Origin of the sequence: Mycobacterium sp. (assembly GCF_002863225.1) — a bacterium.
Lineage (GTDB): Bacteria > Actinomycetota > Actinomycetes > Mycobacteriales > Mycobacteriaceae > Mycobacterium.
In genome coordinates, this window is sequence record NZ_PKEK01000065.1 from 30,459 (window position 1) to 51,922 (window position 21,464).

17 protein-coding genes are annotated in these 21,464 nt (G+C 66.5%); 8 read left to right on the forward strand and 9 right to left on the reverse strand.

All coding sequences use genetic code 11. The features are described 5' to 3' along the window. Positions 1-7: 7 nt before the first annotated feature. Positions 8-853 (reverse strand): adenylate/guanylate cyclase domain-containing protein, encoded by an 846-nt coding sequence (locus CYU59_RS20380; RefSeq protein ID WP_293002156.1) that lies wholly within the window; start codon positions 851-853, stop codon positions 8-10. A gap of 299 nt (positions 854-1,152) precedes the next feature. Between CYU59_RS20380 and CYU59_RS20385 the strand changes: the two genes are divergently transcribed. Next, entirely contained in the window at positions 1,153-2,214 is a 1,062-nt protein-coding gene (locus tag CYU59_RS20385; protein WP_293002056.1) for an oxygenase MpaB family protein, read from the forward strand. On the opposite strand, the gene CYU59_RS20390 is transcribed toward CYU59_RS20385, so the two are convergent. Genes CYU59_RS20390 through infC form a run of 4 tightly spaced genes read right to left on the reverse strand, consistent with a single transcriptional unit; the run spans position 2,211 to position 4,281 of the window. Next, the gene (locus CYU59_RS20390; protein WP_293002058.1) at positions 2,211-2,993 is read right to left on the reverse strand and encodes an RNA methyltransferase; all 783 of its coding nucleotides are present in this window, start codon (positions 2,991-2,993) and stop codon (positions 2,211-2,213) included. The two genes, CYU59_RS20385 and CYU59_RS20390, sit on opposite strands and share 4 nt — an antisense overlap. Positions 2,994-3,004: 11 nt before the next feature. After that, positions 3,005-3,394 carry a 50S ribosomal protein L20 gene (gene rplT, locus CYU59_RS20395; RefSeq protein WP_293002061.1) on the reverse strand — a complete coding sequence of 130 codons (390 nt, stop codon included), beginning with the start codon at positions 3,392-3,394 and terminating at the stop codon, positions 3,005-3,007. A 52-nt stretch (positions 3,395-3,446) separates the two neighbouring features. Beyond that, positions 3,447-3,641: a 50S ribosomal protein L35 gene (gene rpmI / locus CYU59_RS20400; protein WP_285189198.1), complete on the reverse strand. Its 195-nt coding sequence runs from the start codon at positions 3,639-3,641 to the stop codon at positions 3,447-3,449. Between the two features lie 28 nt (positions 3,642-3,669). Beyond that, positions 3,670-4,281 carry a translation initiation factor IF-3 gene (gene infC, locus CYU59_RS20405; RefSeq protein ID WP_293002158.1) on the reverse strand — a complete coding sequence of 204 codons (612 nt, stop codon included), beginning with the start codon at positions 4,279-4,281 and terminating at the stop codon, positions 3,670-3,672. Between the two features lie 404 nt (positions 4,282-4,685). Between infC and lysX the strand changes: the two genes are divergently transcribed. From lysX to CYU59_RS20425, 4 genes are all read left to right on the forward strand, one after another. Continuing rightward, the gene (lysX, locus tag CYU59_RS20410; RefSeq protein ID WP_293002065.1) at positions 4,686-8,000 is read left to right on the forward strand and encodes a bifunctional lysylphosphatidylglycerol synthetase/lysine--tRNA ligase LysX; all 3,315 of its coding nucleotides are present in this window, start codon (positions 4,686-4,688) and stop codon (positions 7,998-8,000) included. 75 nt (positions 8,001-8,075) lie between these two features. Continuing rightward, on the forward strand, positions 8,076-9,542 hold the full coding sequence (locus CYU59_RS20415; RefSeq protein ID WP_293002067.1) for an alpha/beta hydrolase-fold protein: 1,467 nt from the start codon (positions 8,076-8,078) through the stop codon (positions 9,540-9,542). After that, positions 9,539-9,961, forward strand: coding sequence for a DUF6653 family protein (locus tag CYU59_RS20420; RefSeq protein ID WP_363115070.1), 423 nt, complete (start codon positions 9,539-9,541; stop codon positions 9,959-9,961). Before CYU59_RS20415 ends, CYU59_RS20420 begins: the two co-directional genes overlap by 4 nt. A 9-nt stretch (positions 9,962-9,970) precedes the next feature. After that, positions 9,971-10,219 (forward strand): hypothetical protein, encoded by a 249-nt coding sequence (locus CYU59_RS20425; protein WP_293002069.1) that lies wholly within the window; start codon positions 9,971-9,973, stop codon positions 10,217-10,219. Here CYU59_RS20425 and uvrA read toward each other — a convergent pair. Beyond that, positions 10,216-13,131 (reverse strand): excinuclease ABC subunit UvrA, encoded by a 2,916-nt coding sequence (gene uvrA, locus CYU59_RS20430; protein WP_293002071.1) that lies wholly within the window; start codon positions 13,129-13,131, stop codon positions 10,216-10,218. The two genes, CYU59_RS20425 and uvrA, sit on opposite strands and share 4 nt — an antisense overlap. A 102-nt stretch (positions 13,132-13,233) precedes the next feature. On the opposite strand from uvrA, the gene CYU59_RS20435 reads away from it, so the two are divergent. Further along, complete coding sequence (locus tag CYU59_RS20435) at positions 13,234-13,911, forward strand: MBL fold metallo-hydrolase (RefSeq protein WP_293002073.1); 678 nt, start codon at positions 13,234-13,236, stop codon at positions 13,909-13,911. Positions 13,912-14,064: 153 nt separating this feature from the next. Beyond that, entirely contained in the window at positions 14,065-15,579 is a 1,515-nt protein-coding gene (locus CYU59_RS20440) for an Hsp70 family protein (protein ID WP_293002075.1), read from the forward strand. A gap of 6 nt (positions 15,580-15,585) precedes the next feature. Here the strand turns inward: CYU59_RS20440 and CYU59_RS20445 are convergent, their stop codons facing one another. After that, positions 15,586-16,026: a universal stress protein gene (locus CYU59_RS20445; protein WP_293002077.1), complete on the reverse strand. Its 441-nt coding sequence runs from the start codon at positions 16,024-16,026 to the stop codon at positions 15,586-15,588. Positions 16,027-16,336: 310 nt separating this feature from the next. Between CYU59_RS20445 and CYU59_RS20450 the strand changes: the two genes are divergently transcribed. Continuing rightward, positions 16,337-17,890: a hypothetical protein gene (locus CYU59_RS20450; protein WP_293002079.1), complete on the forward strand. Its 1,554-nt coding sequence runs from the start codon at positions 16,337-16,339 to the stop codon at positions 17,888-17,890. 7 nt (positions 17,891-17,897) lie between these two features. Here CYU59_RS20450 and CYU59_RS20455 read toward each other — a convergent pair whose 3' ends face one another. Next, complete coding sequence (locus CYU59_RS20455; RefSeq protein ID WP_293002080.1) at positions 17,898-19,289, reverse strand: MFS transporter; 1,392 nt, start codon at positions 19,287-19,289, stop codon at positions 17,898-17,900. Further along, positions 19,286-21,445: an excinuclease ABC subunit UvrB gene (gene uvrB / locus CYU59_RS20460; protein WP_293002082.1), complete on the reverse strand. Its 2,160-nt coding sequence runs from the start codon at positions 21,443-21,445 to the stop codon at positions 19,286-19,288. The genes CYU59_RS20455 and uvrB overlap by 4 nt, the downstream gene beginning before the upstream one ends. Positions 21,446-21,464 lie beyond the last annotated feature (19 nt).

Below are 21,464 nucleotides of genomic sequence, written 5' to 3' on the forward strand. Positions count from 1 at the left end.
CCACCTACTATGCCCGCGGACCGTCATCGTCCGAGTTATCCGATTCTGATAAGTCGCTGACGGTTTCTCTGGACGGCCTCAGCCGGTAGATGGCCAAATCAGGCGGAAGACCTGCAGGTTTACTCGCAAAGACCGGCCAGTGCACGCGCTTGGCCGAGACGCCGAGTGTGACCAAGTCGTCGGCGCCGAGCTGCTCCAGGGTGGCGCCCGAGATCATCACACCGCCGCGGGTGGCCCGTTCCATCACCCGTGCCGCGACATTCACGTCGACACCCAACCAGTCGGCGGCCAGGCGTTGCGGGCGACCGGTGTGGATTCCCACCCGCATCCGCGGCTTGTAGCCGTCGACATCGACCGACTTGAGGGCCCGTTTGGCTTCCAGGACCGCGGCTACCGCGACACCGGGATCGGCGAAGACGGCCATGGTGCCGTCACCCATCCGCTTGACGATGTGACCGCCGGCGTCGAGCAGGGGCGGTTCGATCGCCCGGGCCACCCGACGCAGCAGTTTGAGGGTCTTGTCGTCGCCGGCGCGCAGTGACCAGTTGGAAAACTCCACCAGGTCGGTGAAGACGATGGTGACTTCTTCATTCGCCGGCCGCCGCGATACCGCCTCGGTGAGCGCCTGCCACACCTGCAGCGCGCCCAGGCTGACTTCCCGCGACGCGCCACCGCGCTCGCCCAGCAGCCGTCCGGCGGCGCGGGCGGCCGCACGGGGCCCGCCGTGACCTGCCGTCGAGAGGGGGTCGCCGAAGTCGGGATCACCAGGTAAGCCTCGCCGGGCCCGACGGACCAGCGAGATGAGTCCGGGGCTTCGGTTGGTGTCGCGCAGCCAATGCGCCGCACCGCGAATCGGCGAATGCCGTCGCGATTCAGATGAATCCGGCGTCGTCACCGTTTGCCCGGGCTCGCCGGACACCCGTTGGGGCCCGAATTCCACACCGCTCAGGGTAGGTGCTGTTCGGAGTGACCGGCAACGACCGTGTTGGTGGTGTCCACCACGATCCCCGCCGAATCACCTGATCACGGGGCTGCGGCGGCTCGGCGGACGTCCGGTAACGCCGCACACGACGCGCCAGGCGATTCGTGGACAACGAGTGTTGTCAACATTATCGTGGGTATCCAGCGCCCATCGGGAGTTAGGAGGCTGTGATGACCGTGACGTCGATACCGCCCACGCAGGATCCGACCGCTCCGGATTTGGAGCAGTCGCCCGACTCGTCGCCGCTCGGGCCGGAATCGCTGACCTGGAAGTACTTCGGCGATCTGCGCACCGGGATGATGGGCGTCTGGATCGGCGCGATCCAGAACATGTATCCCGAGCTCGGTGCCGGCGTCGAAGAGCACTCGATCCTGCTGCGCGAACCGCTACAACGGGTGGCGCGCTCGGTGTACCCGATCATGGGCGTCGTCTACGACGGGGGCCGGGCGTCGCAGACCGGCAACCAGATCAAGCAGTATCACCGAACCATCAAGGGCATCGATGCCAGCGGCCGGCGCTACCACGCGTTGAATCCCGAGACTTTCTACTGGGCGCACGCCACGTTCTTCATGTTGGTGATCAAGGTCGCCGAGTACTTCTGCGGCGGCTTGACCGAAGCCGAGAAGCGCCAGCTGTTCGACGAACACGTGCAGTGGTACCGGATGTACGGCATGAGTATGCGACCGGTGCCGGCGTCGTGGGAGGACTTCCAGGAGTACTGGCAGCGGGTCTGCCGCGACGAGCTGGAGATCAACCAGGCGACGCTGGACATCTTCCAAATCCGGATCCCCAAGCCCAAATTCGTGCTGATGCCCACCCCGGTATGGGATCAGCTCTTCAAACCCTTTGTCGCCGGCCAACGTTGGATCGCTGCCGGGTTGTTCGAGCCGGCGGTGCGGGAGAAGGCCGGAATGCGCTGGACACCGAGCGACGAGGTGGTCCTGCGGCTGTTCGGCAAACTGGTCGAGGTCGCGTTTCTGGCCGTTCCCGACGAGATCCGGCTGCACCCAAGGGCGCTCGCCGCTTATCGGCGGGCCGCGGGCCGCGACTCCGCCGAGGCTCCGCTTGTCGAGGCGCCCAGTTTCATGGCGCCGCCCCCGGATCGCCGCGGGTTGCCCATGCACTACTTCCCGCCTCGGAAGACTCTGTTCGAGCGCGCGGGCTCGCTGGTGCACACGACGTTTTCACTGGCCGGGTTGCGGCCGTCGCGGGGCCGGGGCCAAGCCGCCTAACTGCGCGACGATGTAGCGCGCTGCGCGCTCGCGCTCTGGTACAGGCAAATCGCCGCTGCTGCAGCCACATTCAGACTTTGAGCTTCCCCGGACATCGGAATGCTCACTCGGATATCGGCCTGATCGGATACCTCGGCCGACAACCCGTGCGCCTCCGACCCGAACAGCCACGCCGTCGGCACGCTGAGATCGGTGTCGTCGAGCGACAACTCGCCGTCCAGGGTGGTGGCCGAAACCTGCAGCCCGGCTTCTTTCAGCGCGCTGATCGCCACGGCGGCATCGGACTCGACGACGACCGGGACGGAGAAGATGCTGCCCGCTGAGGCGCGCAGGCATTTGCCGTTGTAGGGGTCGACGCCCTGGCCGACGAACACCACTGCCGCGGCGCCCATTGCGTCGGCGATGCGAATCAAGGTGCCGGCGTTGCCGGGTTCACCGATCTGCACGCCGACGGCGACGAGTCGCGGCGTCTGTACGAGCACGTCCGCCAGTGCGGTATCCGGTTTTTCGCAGACCGCCACCAACCCTGCGGGAGTGACGGTGTCCGACAACGCTTTTGCCGCACGCTCGGTAACAAGGTGTACCTCGGATCCGACCAGCAGCTCGCTGTATCGCTGGGCCGCTGCCTCGGTGGCGAAAACCTCGCGGATCAGCCCACGCCGCGAAGCGGCTTCCACCAAGTTGGCGCCCTCGACCAGAAACTGGTCGCTACGACGCCGGGCTACCTGTCGGTGCAGTTTGACCGCAGCGACCACCCGGGTCGATCGTTCGGTGAGCACCGGCTGCGCGGTTAGGCGGCCTCTCCGGACGGGGCGTTGACGTCGTCGGGCAACGCCTTACGTGCGACGGCGACCAGCGCGGTGAACGCCGCGGCGTCACTGATGGCGATCTCGGCGAGGTTCTTGCGGTCGACCTCGACACCGGCGGCCTTGAGGCCCTGGATCAGCCGGTTGTACGTGATGTCGTTGGCGCGGGCCGCGGCGTTGATGCGCGAGATCCACAGCTTGCGGAACTCGCCCTTGCGCGCACGACGGTCGCGGTAGGCGTAGGTCAGCGAATGTAGCTGCTGCTCTTTGGCCTTGCGGTAGAGCCGGGACCGCTGACCGCGATAGCCCTTGGAAGCCTTCAGGATGGTGCGGCGCTTCTTCTGGGCGTTGACTGCCCGCTTCACGCGTGCCATGGGGGTGTTCCTATCTCGTTGGGAAGTGGGTGTAGCGGCGCTGTGCTGCCGGTCAGCCGTTCAGCATCTTGTTGACCCGCTTGGTGTCGTTCGCCGACACGGCGGTGCGTCCGTCCAGGCGTCGCGTCCGCTTGGTCGGCTTGTGCTCGAGCAGGTGGCGACGGCCGGCTTTCTCACGCACGATCTTCCCGGTGCCGGTGCGCCGGAATCGCTTTGACGCTCCGCTGTGGGTCTTGGCCTTAGGCATCTGTTCTCGGTCCTCTGTCTTGGTTGGGTCAGTTGGGCGGCGGTTCGGAGTCGCCGCTCGGTGCGGGCTTGGCGGCAGGTCCAGCTGCGGGTCCGGCAGCGTCTTCGGCCGCCCGGGCACGGGTCTTGGCACCACGGTGCGGGGCCAGCACCATCGTCATGTTGCGGCCGTCCTGCTTGGCCGAGGTCTCGACGAATCCAAAGTCGGCGACGTCGGCGCCCAGGCGCTGCAGCAGTCGGTAACCGAGTTCGGGGCGCGACTGCTCGCGGCCACGGAACATGATGGTCACCTTGACTTTTGCTCCTGCCTCCAAGAACCGGACGACGTGACCCTTCTTGGTCGCATAGTCGTGATCGTCGATCTTGGGTCGCAATTTCTGTTCTTTGACGACGGTCTGCTGCTGGTTCTTGCGAGACTCCCGCGCTTTCTGCGCCGCCTCGTATTTGAACTTGCCGTAGTCCATGATCTTGCAGACCGGCGGTCTGGCATCCGGGGCAACTTCGACAAGGTCGAGGTCGGCATCCGCGGCGACGCGAAGGGCGTCTTCGATACGCACGATGCCTACCTGTTCCCCTCCCGGGCCGATGAGCCGGACTTCAGGTACGCGGATGCGTTCGTTGACGCGGGTCTCAGTGCTGATGGGGCCTCCCTCATTGATCTTTCTCGTCAATTGCCACCGCCACCTGGGCGAGAGCCAGCGGTTGGGATACCACGCCATCAGCAAAAAAGCCCTGCATCAGCAGGGCCCGTGCCGACCGATCACGGCCTCGAAGGCCGCCTGCCTATTGCAGGAGCCGACACAATCGATGTGCCGGTGACCGGACCGCTGAACCTTTTCGGCCAACGGTGGGAGTGGGACTCCACTTGCTGTCTCTGGCTCAGCCGGAGACGGTCGCGCAGGCGAGTCTACCAGTCACAACGGCATGCGCCGACACGTCGCTGCAGCACCACCGGCCTCAGACCCTGGCTAACTGACGACACGGCCGGTTTCCTGCCAGCCAGATCATAGGCATTCCATAGCGATACCGAATATCCTCGCGGTCTGTGACCCTCATTGCGTCCCGCCCACGGAGCGACTCGAGTTCGCGGCTCCGCTGGGTGCCCGCGGCCGCCGGCTGGACGGTGGGTGTCATCGCGACGTTGTCGCTGATAGCGAGCGTATCGCCGGCTATCCGATGGGCTATCCGGGTGCCGCGCGAATTCATCAACAACTACGTTTTCAACTTCCCCGACACCAGCTTCGCCTGGTCGTTCGTGATGGCGCTGATGGCGGGTGCGCTGACCGCGCGCAAACGCATCGCGTGGTGGGTGCTGCAAATCAACCTGTTGCTGGCCGCGGGGTTGAACGTGGCCGGCCTGGTCGCCGGTCACCCCAGCCCGGCCAAGAGCTTCGGCGAGACCCTCGGCCTCTGCCTGCACCTGGCCGCGGTGGTGGTGGCGACGCTGGCCTACCGGGAGTTCTGGGCCAAGGTCCGTCAGGGTGCGCTGTTCAAGGCCGCCGGGGTGCTCGTGACCGGATGGGTGATCGGCATCGGGGTGTCCTGGGCGCTGGTCGAGACATTCCCCCGGACGCTGGCCCCCGACGACCGGCTGTTCTACGTGGTGAACCGGGTGGTTGGTTTCGCGGTGGTCGAGTCCGCGCAATTCACCGGCCGTCCGCCGATTTTGCTCAACGCGCTTTTCGGACTGTTCAGCGCGATGGCTTTGATCGCGGCCGCGATCGTGCTGTTCCAATCGCAGCGCGCCGAAAACGCGCTGACCGGTGAGGACGAATCAGCGATCCGCGGGCTGGTGGAACTGTGGGGCAAGAACGACTCGCTGGGTTATTTCGCCACCCGCCGCGACAAGTCGGTCATCTTCGCGCCGAGCGGTCGCGCCGCCATCACCTATCGCGTCGAGGTCGGTGTCTGTTTGGCCAGTGGGGACCCGATCGGTGATCCACGGGCGTGGCCGCAGGCCATCGACGCCTGGCTGGCGCTGTGCCAGCGTTACGGCTGGGCACCCGGCAACATGGGGGCCAGCTCGGCCGGGGCCAAGGCGTTCCGCGAAGCGGGCCTCAATGCCTTGGAGCTCGGCGACGAGGCGATTCTGCAGACTTCCGAGTTCAAGCTTTCCGGGCGGGACATGCGCGGTGTTCGCCAAGCGGTGACGCGAGCACGCCGCGCCGGGCTGACGGTCCGGGTCCGCCGGCACTACGACATCGAACCGGCGGAGATGGTCGAGGTGACCGAGCGCGCGGATGCGTGGCGGGACACCGACAACGAGCGTGGATTCTCGATGGCCCTGGGTCGGCTCGGCGACCCAGCCGACGGTGACTGCCTGCTGGTCGAGGCCATCGGTACCGACGACACGGTGGTCGCCATGCTGTCCCTGGTGCCGTGGGGCCGCAACGGCGTCTCGCTCGACCTGATGCGCCGGTCGCCGCAGTCGCCGAACGGAACGATCGAACTCATGGTGAGCGAGCTCGCCCTGCACGCCGAGCGCATCGGCATTACGCGAATCTCGTTGAACTTCGCGATGTTCCGGTCCGCTTTCGAACAGGGCGCACAACTCGGCGCGGGCCCGGTGGCACGGCTGTGGCGCGGTTTCCTGTTGTTCTTCTCGCGGTGGTGGCAGCTGGAGACGCTGTACCGCTCCAACATGAAGTACCAGCCCGACTGGGTGCCGCGATACGCCTGCTACGAAGACGCGCGAATGGTTCCGCGGGTAGGTGTCGCCTCGGTGATCGCGGAGGGCTTCCTGGTACTGCCTTTCACCCGCCGCGACGAGCAGCACACCGGCCATCATTCAGCGGTACCGCCGACCTTGCTGGCGACCGGCCTGCTGCACGGCGATGGCTCGGCCCCGGACGTGGCGGCGTTGCAGGAGGCTGACTTCAGCGACCCGGATGAACGTGGTCGCCGATTGCCAGAACAGATGCGCGTCCGGTTGTCCAAGTTGAAGGCGTTGCAGGACAGCGGTATTGACGCCTACCCGGTCGGTCAACCGCCGAGCCATACCGTCGCGCAGGCGCTGCAGACCGACGGCGAGGCCGACGTCTCGGTGGCCGGACGGGTGTTGCGTATCCGCGACTTCGGCGGTGTGCTGTTCGCCGAGCTACGCGACTGGTCGGCGGAAGTGCAACTGCTGCTTGAAAATTCGGTTCTCGAGCACGGTCGCGCCGCCGACTTCACCAAGGCCATCGACCTCGGTGATCTGGTCGAGGTGACCGGCCAGATCGGATTCAGCAAGACCGGCACCCAATCGCTGATCGTGCGCCGTTGGCGGTTGATCGGAAAGTGCCTGCGACCGCTGCCGAACAAATGGAAGGGGCTTACCGATCCCGAAGCGCGGGTGCGCAGCCGCTACGTCGACCTCGCGGTCAACGCCGAGTCGCGCGAGCTGATCGCCGCCCGCAGCAGCGTGTTGCGCTCGATCAGAGACACGTTGAACGGCAGGGGTTTCCTCGAAGTCGAGACTCCGATCCTGCAGCAGGTGCACGGTGGCGCCACCGCTCGGCCGTTCATGACCCACATCAACAGCTACGACCTCGATCTGTACCTGCGGATTGCACCGGAGCTCTACCTCAAGCGGTTGTGTGTCGGCGGGCTGGAGCGAGTCTTCGAGCTGGGCCGGGCATTCCGCAACGAGGGGGTCGACTTCAGTCACAACCCCGAGTTCACGTTGCTGGAGGCGTATCAGGCGCACGCCGACTACAAGCATTGGATCGACGGCAGTCGGGAGTTGATCCAGAACGCCGCGCAGGCCGCCAACGGAGCTCAGGTGGTCCTGCGGCCCGGAGCGGGCAATGCGCTGGAAGAGGTTGACATCTCCGGTATCTGGCCGGTGAAGACGGTTCACGACGCGGTCTCCGAGGCGGTGGGTGAACACATCGACGCGAGCACCGGTCTGACTGCACTGCGACGGCTCTGCGATGCGGTGCAGATCCCGTATCTGGCGCGCTGGGACGCCGGTGCGGTGGTGCTCGAACTCTACGAGCACCTGGTCGAGGCCCGCACCGAGCAGCCGACGTTCTACATCGACTTCCCCCTGTCGGTCTCCCCGCTGACCCGTCCGCATCGCAGCCAGCCCGGCGTCGCCGAGCGCTGGGACCTAGTGGCCTGGGGTGTCGAATTGGGTACTGCCTACAGCGAACTCACCGATCCCGTCGAGCAGCGTCGTCGCCTCGAGGAACAATCCTTGCTGGCCGCCGGCGGTGATCCCGAAGCGATGGAACTCGACGAGGATTTCCTGCAGGCCATGGAATACGCGATGCCACCGACCGGCGGCCTCGGCATGGGCGTGGACCGCGTGGTCATGCTGATCACCGGCCGAAGCATTCGCGAGACCCTCCCCTTCCCATTGGCCAAGCCGCGCTAGCCAACGTCACCTCGCCCGACACGCGCGAAACCGAATGCGCAAAACTCGTGCTCGAGGCACGCGACAACGGTGACAATGGATCGCGTGACAGGTTCATCGGCGAACCTCCCCATTGCGGTGCTGGCCGACAACCACACCTCGCTGATGCACGGGTGGGTGCCGGTGGTGACCCAGGCCGTGGCGGCCGTACTGCTCGTGATGGCAGTCGGACGACGCTCACGCCGGTGGCGGATGACGTCGCTGCCGCTGGCGGCGGTGCTGGGTGCCGCGATCGCCGCCACCGCGCACTGGTACATCGAGAACCGGGGTCTGGCCGACGATCCGGCACCCGATCTGTTGTGGTGGTGGATTGCCGGAACCGGGGCCTCCGCCGTCGTCGTGGTCGCGGGGTGGCGTACCGCCCGCTGGTGGCGGCGCAGCGCCGCGCTGTTGTCCGTGCCGCTCTGCTTGCTCAGCGCCGCGCTGACGCTCAACCTCTGGGTCGGCTACTTCCCCACCGTGCAGACCGCGTGGGATCAACTGACCGAGGGACCCCTTCCCCATCAGGCCGACGCCGCCGCCGTCGCCTCGATGGCCGCCGCGGGACTGCGCCCCGCTCACGGCATTGTGCTTTCGGTGACGATCCCTGAGGATGCATCGCACTTCAAACACCGCGGCGAGGTCGTCTATCTGCCGCCGGCCTGGTTCGCGAGCAGTCCACCGCCGCCGCTGCCGGCGGTGATGATGATCGGCGGCGAGTTCAACACGCCCGGCGACTGGCTGCGAGCAGGCAACGCCGCCAAAACGATCGACGACCTGGCGGCGACCCACGGTGGGAACGCGCCGGTGTTCGTCTTCGTCGACTCCGGCGGCGCGTTCAGCAACGACACCGAATGCGTCAACGGCACCCGCGGCAACGCCGCCGACCACCTCACCAAAGACGTTGTCCCGTTCATGATCTCGCGGTTCGGCGTCAGCGCCCAAGCCGCCAATTGGGGCGTCGTCGGCTGGTCGATGGGTGGCACCTGTGCACTCGACCTGACTGTCATGCATCCCGAGCTGTTCAGCTCGTTCGTCGACATCGCCGGAAATCTGGGCCCAGAGGCCGGAACCAAGGCGCAGACCATCGCCCGGCTCTTCGGCGGCAACCCTGGCGCCTGGGCGTCCTTCGATCCGGCCACCGTGATCGCCAAACATGGTCGATACCGGGATGTTTCAGGCTGGTTCGATGTCTCGTCGAGCACACCGGCCAAGCACCACCACGGCATCTCAGTCACCGGCGCGGGCGATACCAGGCTGGCCGGCAGCGAGGCGGCCAGCTCGGGCGACCAAGCCGGGGCGGCGGAGTCGTTGTGCGCCCTCGGCCGCGCCAACGGCATCAACTGCACGATCGTCGCTCAGCCGGGCAAGCACGATTGGCCCTTCGCCAGTAGCGCTTTCGCCGCGGCGCTGCCCTGGCTGGCGGGCCGGTTGGAGACGCCGGGTGTGCTGAAGATCCCGTCGCCGCCGGCGTGGGAGCCCGCTGCGGGTTCAGGTCCGCGCGGCGAGCCGATCGGTCGTTGACCGCGACGGCGATCGCGCGGATACGCCGCGCAATTTTCGCTCGTCACGCCCACCCGTGGAGTGCCTGGAGCCGCTGGGCGACCACACCTCTGGTGTTGGTGCCGGTGTGGACGCGGCGACGCGACCACGCTCTGGTGGTCGCCACCTGGTTCGCGCTCAACCCGGTGATCTTCCCGAAGGTCGGCGATGAACGGTCATGGGCCACCCGCGCCATGCTCGGCGAGGAACTGTGGATCACCCGCCGGCCGAAGGATGCCGCGGCCGCGCTGAGCGTGCTGACGTCTCTGGTCGCCGTCGGCGCTCTGGTTGCGGCGCGCCGACGTCAGGCCGTCCCGGCGCTGGTCGCGACCATCGTGCAGATGGCGCTGACGCTGGTGTACTGGCGTCAAATGGTCCGCTACCTGGAACGCCGCGGGTAGCGTGACAGCGTGCCCGACGAGCCCGATACATCTGCCACCGAGCCTGACGCCGACACCGGCTACACCAGCGCCGGGGTACCGACATTCGACTCGGTCCGAGACAAGATCGAGTCTCGCTACGAAACATCTATTGGCGCAGGCGAATTGGACTCCGAAACTCCTGAGGGCCGCGATGTCGAGGAGCAGTTCGAGGCCCGCCGGCGGGCGGCCGCCGATCGATTGGCACAGATCCGTGAGTCGATGCGCGACGACCGCTAAGCGCTGACCTTGCGGCGCTTGGTGGTTCGCCGGGCGGCTGCCTTGGGCTTGCCGGCGTCGGCAAGAACTTCGGCGAGGAATTTGCCGGTGTAACTTTCCGGAACGGCGACGACGTCCTCAGGTGTCCCCTCGGCGACCACCGTTCCCCCGCCGGCACCACCCTCGGGCCCCATGTCGATGATCCAGTCCGAGGTCTTGATGACATCCAGGTTGTGCTCGATCACGATCACGGTATTGCCTTTGTCCACAAGGCCGTTGATGACATCGAGCAATTTGCGGATGTCTTCGAAATGCAGGCCGGTGGTTGGCTCGTCGAGGATGTAGACCGTGCGACCAGTGGAGCGCTTCTGCAACTCCGACGCGAGTTTCACCCGCTGCGCCTCACCGCCGGACAGCGTGGGTGCCGACTGGCCCAACCGCACGTAGCCGAGACCGACGTCGACCAGCGTCCGCAGGTAACGGTGAATACCGGTGATCGGCTGGAAGAACTCCGCGGCTTCTTCGATCGACATGTCGAGCACCTCGGAGATCGTCTTGCCCTTGTAGTGCACCTCCAACGTCTCGCGGTTGTAGCGGGCGCCGTTGCAGACCTCGCAGGGCACGTACACGTCCGGCAGGAAGTTCATCTCGATCTTGATCGTGCCGTCGCCGGTGCACGCCTCGCACCGACCGCCTTTGACGTTGAACGAGAACCGGCCCGGCTGATAACCGCGCACCTTGGCCTCGGTGGTCGCCGCGAACAGTGTGCGGATCTTGTCGAAGACCCCGGTGTAGGTGGCCGGGTTGGACCGCGGGGTGCGCCCGATCGGCGACTGGTCGACCCGGACCAGTTTGTCGACGTGGTCCAGACCGGTGACGCGGGTGTGCCGGCCCGGGACATGGCGGGCGCCGTTAAGCCGGTTCGCCAGGACCGAAGCCAGGATGTCGTTGACCAGTGTCGACTTGCCGGAACCCGACACCCCCGTCACCGAGGTCAGCACGCCGAGCGGGAACGCCACGTCGATGCCGCGCAGGTTGTGTTCGTTGGCGCCGACGACGGTGAGCTGGCGCTTCTTGTCCACCGGACGCCGAATGCTGGGCGCCGCAATGCTTTCCTTGCCGGATAAGAAGGCGCCGGTGATCGACTCCTTGTTGGTCAACAGGTCGGCGTAGGTACCGCTGTGCACGATGTGTCCACCGTGCTCCCCGGCGCCCGGGCCGATGTCGACCACCCAGTCGGCGTGCGCGATGGTGTCCTCGTCGTGCTCGACCACGATCAGCGTGTTGCCCAGATTCCTCAGCCGCGTGAGGGTCTCGATCAGGCGGCGGTTGTCGCGCTGATGCAGGCCGATCGACGGCTCGTCGAGCACGTAGAGCACGCCGACCAGCCCGGAGCCGATCTGGGTGGCCAGCCGGATGCGTTGCGCCTCACCGCCGGACAGCGTGCCGGCGGCTCGAGACAGCGACAGGTACTCCAGCCCCACGTCGAGCAGGAAGCCCAGCCTTGACTGGATTTCCTTGAGCACCTGGCCTGCGATCGCCTGTTCGCGGGTGCCCAGCGTGAGTCCGTTGAGGAAGTCCGCGCAGTCGTTGATCGACAGCTCACAGACCTCGGCGATCGACTTGGCACCGTGCGCGCCCGCGGTCAGGGTGACCGCCAGGATCTCCGGCTTGAGCCGCGTGCCGTTGCACTCCGGGCACGGGACGTCGCGCATGAACCCCTCGTAGCGCTCCTTCATCGTCTCGGACTCGGTCTGGTCCAGCTTGCGCTCCAGGAACGCCAGCACACCTTCGAAGTCGGCGTAATACGACCGGGTTCGGCCGTAGCGGTTGCGGTAGCGGACGTGCACCTGCTCGTCGCAGCCCTCCAGAATTGCCTTGCGGGCCTTGGCCGGAAGCTTGCGCCACGGTGTGTCGACGTCGAAGCCCATCGCTTCGCCAAGGCTGGACAGCATCCGGGTGAAGTACTCCGCCGTGTGCCCCATCGACCACGGCGCTACCGCGCCTTCCGCCAGCGTGCGGTCCGGATCGGGCACCACCAGTTCGGGGTCGACCTCTTTGCGGATCCCCAGGCCGACGCACTCCGGGCAGGCGCCGTAAGGCGAGTTGAACGAGAACGACCGGGGTTCCAGGTCGTCGACGGCCAGCGAGTGCCCGTTGGGGCACGCCAGCTTCTCGGAGAACCGTTGCTCACGGTTCTGGGCGTCGTGATCGTGGTCGACGAATTCCAGCACCACGATGCCGTCCGCCAGGCCTAGCGCGGTCTCCACCGAATCGGTGAGCCGCTGCTTGGCGCTGGCCTTCACGGTCAGGCGGTCGACCACCACCTCGATGTCGTGCTTCTCCTGCTTCTTTAGCTTCGGCGGCGTGGTCAGCGGGTGCACGACGCCGTCGACCCGGACGCGGCTGTAGCCCTGCGCGTTCAGCTTCTCGAAAAGGTCGGCGAATTCGCCTTTGCGGGTGCGCACCACCGGGGCCAGCACCTGGAAGCGGGTGCCTTCGGGCATCACCAGCACCTGGTCGACGATCTGCTGGGGGGTTTGGCGGGCGATCCGCTCGCCACAGACCGGGCAGTGCGGCGTGCCGGCGCGGGCGTAGAGCAGACGCAGGTAGTCGTACACCTCGGTGATGGTCCCGACCGTCGACCGAGGGTTGCGGTTGGTCGACTTCTGGTCGATGGACACCGCGGGCGACAGGCCCTCGATGAAGTCGACGTCCGGCTTGTCCATCTGGCCGAGGAACTGGCGGGCGTATGCCGACAGCGACTCGACGTAGCGGCGCTGCCCTTCGGCAAAGATCGTGTCGAACGCGAGTGACGACTTTCCCGAGCCCGACAGCCCGGTGAAGACGATCAGCGCATCGCGTGGCAAATCAAGATCGACCCCGCGCAAGTTGTGCTCACGTGCACCTTTCACGACTAGGCGGTCAGCCACGCAATCCCTTTCTGGGCGATTTCCGGGCGCTGCCCGGACACATCGTTCCCATGCTATGTGCCCGCACCGACAAGCAACCGTCGACCAGTACCGTGAACCGGTATGACCGCTCTGGATGACAATTACACCGGCCATGTCGAATCGGGTTCCGCGACCCGACGAACCTTGCCTGGCGTGTCGATCGTCAAGACCTCGGTGGGCCCCATGGACAACAACGCCTACCTGGTGACATGTTCCGCGACCGGCGAGACGCTGCTGATCGACGCCGCCAACGACGCGGAGGATCTGGTCGAGCTGGTCCGGGCGCACGCACCGAAGGTGTCGCTGATCGTCACCAGCCATCAGCATTTCGACCACTGGCAGGCGTTGGAGGCCGTGGCCGAAGCCACCGGCGCGCCCACCGCCGCGCACGAAGTCGACGCCGAGCCGCTGCCGGTGAAACCCGACCGGCTGTTGACCGGCGGCGACACCATTGCGATCGGCGAGCTGACCTTCGACGTCATCCACCTGCGCGGGCACACTCCGGGATCGGTGGCGCTGGCGCTCGGAGGTGAGGCCACCGGCGGAGTCACCCAGTTGTTCACCGGCGACTGCCTGTTCCCGGGCGGCGTGGGCAAGACGTGGCAGCCCGGGGATTTCGACCAGCTGATCTCCGACGTCAGCACCCGGGTGTTCGACCGGTTCGGCGACGACACGGTCGTCTATCCCGGTCACGGCGACGACACCACGCTCGGCGCCGAACGGCCACACCTGGCCGAGTGGCGCGAACGCGGCTGGTAAGCCGCGCGAGCGATCCTCCAGACCGCCCAGTGGCGCGAACGCGGCTGGTGAGCCGCGCGAGCGATCCTCCAGACCACCCAGTGGCGCGAACACGGTTGGTAATCGGTAGGTAAACAGCGTCGCGAAACACGCTGCAACGCCTACGCTTAGCCGATGAGGCTGGGGATCGACTTCGGCACAACACACACCGTGGTAGCGATCGTCGATCGGGGCAATTATCCCGTGGTGTCCTTCGACGGAGTCGACTCGTGGCCGTCGCTGATCGCCGCCGACGATGCCGGCGAGTTGCGCTACGGGCCGGACGCCGCCGCAGTCCGCCACGACCCGGGCTGGTCGGTGCTGCGGTCGTTCAAACGGCTGCTCAACGATGCCGGGCCGGACACCACCGTGGAGCTGGCCGGACGATCGCACCGGCTGACCGACCTGTTCGCCGGCTTCCTCACCCGCCTGAAAAGCGACCTGCAGAGCCGGTCCAACGCGGAGTTGCCGCCCGGCGAGCCGATCGAGGCCGCAATCAGCGTGCCGGCCAACGCGTCGAGCTCGCAGCGCTTCCTGACGCTGGATGCGTTCACGCAAGCGGGTTTCGAGGTGATCGCCCTACTCAACGAGCCGTCAGCGGCGGGCTTCGAATACGCCCACCGGTACCGCGCGACGATCACCGCCAAGCGCGAATACGTGCTGATCTACGACCTCGGCGGCGGAACATTCGACGCGTCCCTGCTGAAGATGACCGGGCGGCTCAACGAGGTGGTCTTCAGTGAAGGCATTCAGCGCCTCGGTGGCGACGACTTCGACGAGGCGATCCTCAAGCTTGTCCGCGGTGGAGCCGGCTTGCGCAAGCTGCCCGCCGGCGCCCGCGCCCAGCTCCTCGAGGAATGCGCAGCCCGCAAAGAAGCGATCGGACCCAACACCCGACGGTTCCTCGTGGACCTGAGCGCCGTCGGCAAACCGCCGTTCGCCTGCCCCGTCGACGAGGTGTACCGGGCCTGTACCCCACTGGTGGACAAGACGATTGCCGCGCTTCCTCGCGTGCTCAGCAATCGCAACGGCGTCGACGTCGACAAATCAGAGATTGCCGGCATCTACGTGGTGGGCGGCGCCGGTAGCTTCCCGCTGATCGCCAGATCGCTGCGCACCGCGTTCGACGACAAGCGCGTCAAACGTTCGTTGCACCCGTTTGCCGCGACGGCGATCGGCCTGGCGGCGTTCCTGGATCGTGAAGCCGGATTCGCTCTGTCCGAACGCCTTTCGCGCCACTTCGGGGTGTTCCGCGAAGCACGCGCCGGGCAGGACGTCTACTTCGACCCGATCGTGCCGAAGGGTGCCGAACTGCCCACTGCGGGCCAGCCCCCGTTCGTGGTCACCCGCAATTACCGTGCGGCGCACAACATCGGGCGCTTTCGCTTCGTGGAATGCAGCCGATTGCGTGACGGCCGACCCGACGGTGACGTCACCCCGTATGACCCGGTGTACTTCCCGTTCGATCCGGATCTCGACGACGACCGGGATCTGCCGCAGCGGCCGGTTCACCGCTGCGACGGTGGACCCGAGGTCGAGGAGCGGTACGTCCTCACTTCCGGCGGAGCCGTCGAGGTCACGCTCTCCACCCGTCCGGACCGGCTCAGCCGCACCTTCCGGCTGGAGCGCCGAGACCTCGCCAGCGCCTGAACAGGGTTACGAGGTGTGGACGATCAGGACGTCGACCTTGGCGCGCCGCGAGACGTTGGCGGGCACGGAGCCGAGGAGTCGGCCGGCGATCGTGCTGAGCCCGACGTTGCCGACGACAAGCAGGTCTGCGCCTACTTCCTCGGCCAGACCGACCAGCGCGTCGACCGGAGCGCCGACCACGGACCGCTCCTCGACGTTCGCGGCCCCCGCAGCTGTGGCGCGGTCTTTGGCCTCGCGGAGGATCGCGTAAATCGGGGCGCTGCCCGACACTTTGTAGCTCTCGTCCTTCAGAGCGTCCGCAGCCCGTGAGTCTTCGTTCTGGGGTAGATAGGCCGTCGCGACGACCAGCTTCGCGTCCGACCCGGCGATGCTTCCTGCCTTCTCCACCGCGCGCAGCGACGAGTCCGAGCCGTCGGTTCCTACCACCACGGTCCGATAGGCGCTCATTTACCCTCCCAGGTGTCGGTTGCTACGCCAACCAAGAACAGTAACGGTTAGCCGCATGCAGATGGTCGTATTGAAACACGCCGATTCGGTTGGCATTTCTGCGCTCCACGCATTCTGACGTATCGATCCCGGTCAGAAATTCGACGCGCCCCCGCAGCCTGTGTTCAATTCCATTGGTCGGCAAGGAGTTTCGTTATCAACCCGTCCTGCCGGTGGAGCCCCTATTTTCGGGCATTTCGACAAAAGTAGGGCGTGAGCAGGCAGTACGGGTAAGCAGGTTCACCGGCGTGGCTTTAAAGTGACACACATCATGGTCGCCACCACAGTCCAGGAGCCGAGCACCGAGCTTGTTTCCGATGAACGGCAGCCGGGCAGGCTATTCGACCCGCTCGTCGTCGCATTGTTGGCGTCGCTTGTCGGCGTTGTCGCGGCGAGTCGCCCGTCGTTGTGGTTCGACGAGAGCGCGACGATCTCGGCCTCCGCCGGCCGTTCGCTGTCCGACCTGTGGCGGCTGCTGAGCCACATCGACGCCGTGCACGGCCTGTTCTATCTGCTGATGCACGGCTGGTTCTGCGTGTTCCCGCCGACCGAGTTCTGGTCGCGGGTGCCCAGCGCCATCGCTGTCGGCATCGCAGCCGCCGGGGTCGTGGTGTTCGGCAAGCAGTTCTTGCCGCGTACCACCGCGGTATGCGCGGGCGTGGTGTTCGCGATCCTGCCGCGGGTGACGTGGGCCGCGATCGAAGCCCGGTCGTACGCGTTGACCGCGGCCGCCGCGGTGTGGCTGACCGTTCTACTGGTCACCGCTATCCGCCGGCACCGGCCGTGGCTGTGGGTGCTGTATGCCCTCGCGCTGATGCTGTCGATCGCGCTCAACGTCTATCTGGTCCTGCTCGTTCCGGCCTATGCCGTGGTGACGCCGACGCTGCGTCGGCAAAAGTCCGTCATCGTGTGGTGGGCAGTCGCGTCTGCCGTCGCGGTGGGCGCTGTGACACCGCTGATGCTGTTCGCGCACGGTCAGAGCTTTCAGGTCGCATGGATCCATTCGTTGACCTGGCATAGCGTGCTCGATGTCGTGCTGCACCAGTACTTCGACAACAGCGTTCCCTTCGCTGTCGCGGCTGCACTTGTTTTCGTTGTGGCACTGACGATTCGCTTCACCGGGCGCTGGCAGGCCGGCGGCGACACCCGCCGAATACTGACCGTCTGCGCGAGTTGGATAGTCGTGCCCACAGCCGTCAGCTTGGTCTATTCGGCTCTCAGTGATCCGTTCTACTACCCGCGCTATCTGTTCTTCACGACGCCGGCGCTGGCGATCGTGCTGGCGGTCTGCATCGTGGCGATCGCGCGCCGGCCGCGCTGGATCGCCCTGATGCTTGTGGCGCTGACCGTCGCGGCGTTTCCGAATTACCTGCTCTCGCAGCGCCAGCGATACGCCAAAGAGGGTTGGGATTACAGCGACGTCGCCGACGCCATCAAGGCGCACGCGGCGCCGGGCGACTGTCTGCTCGTCGACAACACGGTGGGATGGCTGCCGGGCCCGGTCCGGGCGCTGTTGGCCGCCCGACCCGACGCCTTCCGGCCACTGGTCGACATCGGTCGCGGTGTGCCAGCGCCCAAGCGAGAGACGTTGTGGGACGGCCACATCGCGGTCTGGCTGATCGTCGGCCGACTGTACAAGTGCACCACGTTGTGGACGATCACCACCCACGACACCAAGCTGCCGAACCATCAGGCTGGCAAGTCGCTGCCGCCGGGCAAGATCCTGGCCCGCGCACCCGCCTACCTCGTCCCGCAGAACGTGGGATTCCACATCGTCGAGCGGTGGCAGTTCCATCGCACGCAGGTGACCAAGTCGGTCCGCTGACGCGCGCTCACCTCAGGCCGCGAACAGCGCGGCGGGCGGCCACCGCGCCCAGCACGCCGACCACGGCGAACACCGCGAACAGGGCGCGGGCGGCGTTCACCAGGCCGCCGTGCGCACTGTTGACGACGACGCCGGCCAGCCCGGAACCGAACGCCCCGGCGATCATCTCGACCGTGTTGATCGCCGCGCCGGCGGCGGCGCCCTCCTGCTCGTCGACGCACTGCATCGCCCACGCCGACAAATGCGGCCAGTCGGCGCCGAGTCCGATTCCGGTGACTGTCAGCGCCACCGCCCAGGTGGCGACCAGGCCCCGCGACGCATTGTCGACCTGCGTGACGGCGGCCAGGGTCAGGCCGAGCGTGATCACCAGCGGCGCGGCCATCACGACACGGTTGATGGTGGTCGCGCTCTTCAGCGAGGCGCTGAGAATCTCGCTGACCGCCCAGCCGATCGCCAGTGCCGCACCCAGGAAGCCGGCCACCACGGGAGCCAGATGAGCCAACCGCTGGCCGAACAACGGAACGTACATGTCGACCATCGCCGAAATCATCAGCACCGACAGCGCCAGGTAGATCCACTTCAGTGGCCCGGGCCCGAACATGCTCGGCGGCAGCACTTTTACCGCTGAGCGGCGGTCCACGAAGATGAAAGTGACGATCAACAGCACACTGACCACCAGCAACGCGGCGGTCAGGGTGAGGCCGGTCGGCACCTGAGCGATGCTGACCACCAGCGCCGCGGCGCTCAGCAGCAACACCGACCAGACCGGCACTCGCAGAGCGGTCCGGGGCTGGTCGGGATCGGCGCGGTCGGCCCGGAGCGCCAGCGGGACGAGCAAGCCCATCGACAGCGACAGCAGTGCCATGACGCCGAATGCCCAACGCCACAAACCGAATTGGGCGAACAGTCCACCGGCAGCCGGCCCCGCAACGGTGGCCACGCCCCACATCGCCGACACCAGTGCCGACGCTCGGGTCCACAACGCCCGCGGCAGGGTGGTCGTGATCAATGCGTAGCCCAACCCGGCCAGCAATCCTCCGGCCGCGCCCTGGAGCGTGCGTCCGAGGAGCAGCACAGCCATGTCCGGCGCGGCCGTGCACACCACGCTGCCGAGGCCGAAGACGGTCAGCCCCAAGAGAAATGACCGTCGAGCTCCGACGCGCAGCAGCGTCGCGTTGACCGTCGCCGCCGCCACCACCGATCCCAGCAGGTACAGCGTCGTCACCCACGCGTAGAGGCGCTGGCCACCGATCTCGGCGATCGCGCTCGGCAGCAAACTGACCGTCAGGAATTCGTTGGTCGCGTACAGCGCCACCCCGCCGGCCAGAAGGGTCGAGGTGCCGAGGAACTCAGGACCCAGCAGCGACCGCCAGCCGGCGTCGGCCCGCGTGTCGCTCACTTGAGTCCGGCGGCGTCCATCCCCCGCAGCTCTTTCTTCAGGTCGGAGATCTCGTCGCGGAACCGGGCGGCGAGCTCGAACTGAAGGTCGCGAGCCGCGGTCATCATCTGCTCGGTGAGGTCTTTGATCAGATCGGCCAGCTCCGCCCGGGGCATGTTCGCGGTGTCGCGCCCCTCGAACACCCCGGCACTGACCGCCCGCCCCGGCTCGCCCGGCGCCCGTCGGCCACGCGACGAGTTACGGCCCGAGCCGCCGATTGCCACGCTCTCGGTGTCCTCGGCCTCGCGGTACACCTGATCGAGGATGTCGGCGATCTTCTTGCGCAGCGGCTGCGGGTCGATGCCCCTCTCCTCGTTGTAGGCGACCTGTTTGGCCCGCCGGCGCTCGGTCTCGTCGATCGCCTCTTTCATCGAATCGGTGATCTTGTCGGCGTACATGTGGACTTCACCGGACACGTTGCGGGCTGCGCGGCCGATGGTCTGGATCAGGCTGCGCGACGACCGCAGGAAGCCTTCTTTGTCGGCGTCGAGGATCGCGACCAGCGACACTTCGGGCAGGTCGAGGCCTTCACGCAGCAGGTTGATGCCGATCAGCACGTCGTACTCGCCCAGCCGCAGCTGACGCAGCAGCTCCACCCGCCGCAGGGTGTCGACTTCGGAGTGCAGGTAGCGCACCCGAATGCCGAGTTCGAGCAGATAGTCGGTGAGGTCCTCGGCCATCTTCTTGGTCAGGGTCGTGACCAGGATTCGCTCGTCGGCCTCGGCGCGCTTGCGAATCTCGCCGATCAGGTCGTCGATCTGCCCCTTTGTGGGTTTGACCACGACTTTGGGGTCCACCAGGCCGGTCGGGCGGATCACCTGCTCGACGAACTCGCCGGCGGCCTGGCTCAGCTCGTAGGGCCCGGGTGTCGCGGACAGGTACACCGTCTGGCCGATCCGGTCGGCGAATTCCTCCCAGGTCAACGGCCGGTTGTCGCACGCTGACGGGAGCCGGAACCCGAATTCGACCAGGTTGCGCTTGCGCGACATGTCGCCTTCGTACATGCCGCCGATCTGCGGCACGGTGACGTGCGACTCGTCGATGACCATCAAAAAGTCTTCCGGGAAGTAATCGATCAGCGTCGCCGGCGGCGAGCCGGGCCCGCGATCGTCGATGTGCCGCGAGTAGTTCTCGATGCCGGAGCAGAACCCGACCTGACGCATCATCTCGACGTCGTAGTTGGTGCGCATCCGGAGCCGCTGGGCCTCCAGCAGCTTGCCCTGTCCCTCGAGCTCGGCGAGCCGCTCTTCGAGTTCCTGCTCGATGGTCGAGATGGCGTGGGCCATCCGTTCCGGCCCGGCGACGTAGTGGGTCGCCGGGAACACCCGGAGCGAGTCGACTTGCCGCACAACGTCACCGGTGAGCGGATGCATGTAGTACAGCGCCTCGATCTCGTCACCGAAGTACTCGATGCGCAGCGCCAGCTCCTCATACGACGGGATGATCTCGACGGTGTCGCCGCGCACCCGGAACGTGCCGCGGGTGAACGACATGTCGTTGCGGGTGTACTGCACGTCGACCAGCAGCCGCAGCAGCCCGTCCCGCGGGACCTCGCTGCCCACCTTCAGCTCAACCGATCGGTCAAGATACGACTGAGGCGTACCCAGGCCGTAGATGCAGGACACCGAAGCGACCACCACGACGTCGCGGCGCGACAGCAGCGACGACGTCGCGGAGTGCCTGAGCCGCTCGACGTCGTCGTTGATCGAGCTGTCCTTCTCGATGTAGGTGTCGGTCTGCGCGATATACGCCTCGGGCTGGTAGTAGTCGTAGTAGGAGACAAAGTACTCAACGGCGTTGTGCGGCAACATCTCCCGCAACTCGTTGGCCAACTGCGCGGCCAGCGTCTTGTTGGGCGCCATCACCAGGGTGGGCCGCTGCAACCGCTCGATCAGCCACGCCGTGGTGGCCGACTTGCCGGTACCGGTGGCGCCGAGCAGCACGACATCGCGCTCCCCTGCCTCGATACGGCGTTGCAAGTCGTCGATGGCGGCCGGCTGGTCGCCGGCGGGTTCGTAGGGGCTGACGACCTCGAAGCGGCCGCCGGCCCGCACCATGTCTTCGACGGGGCGGTATTCGGAGTGCGCAAGCACGGGATGTTCGGTGGCAAATGCCATGAGTTCAGATTAGTGCGCG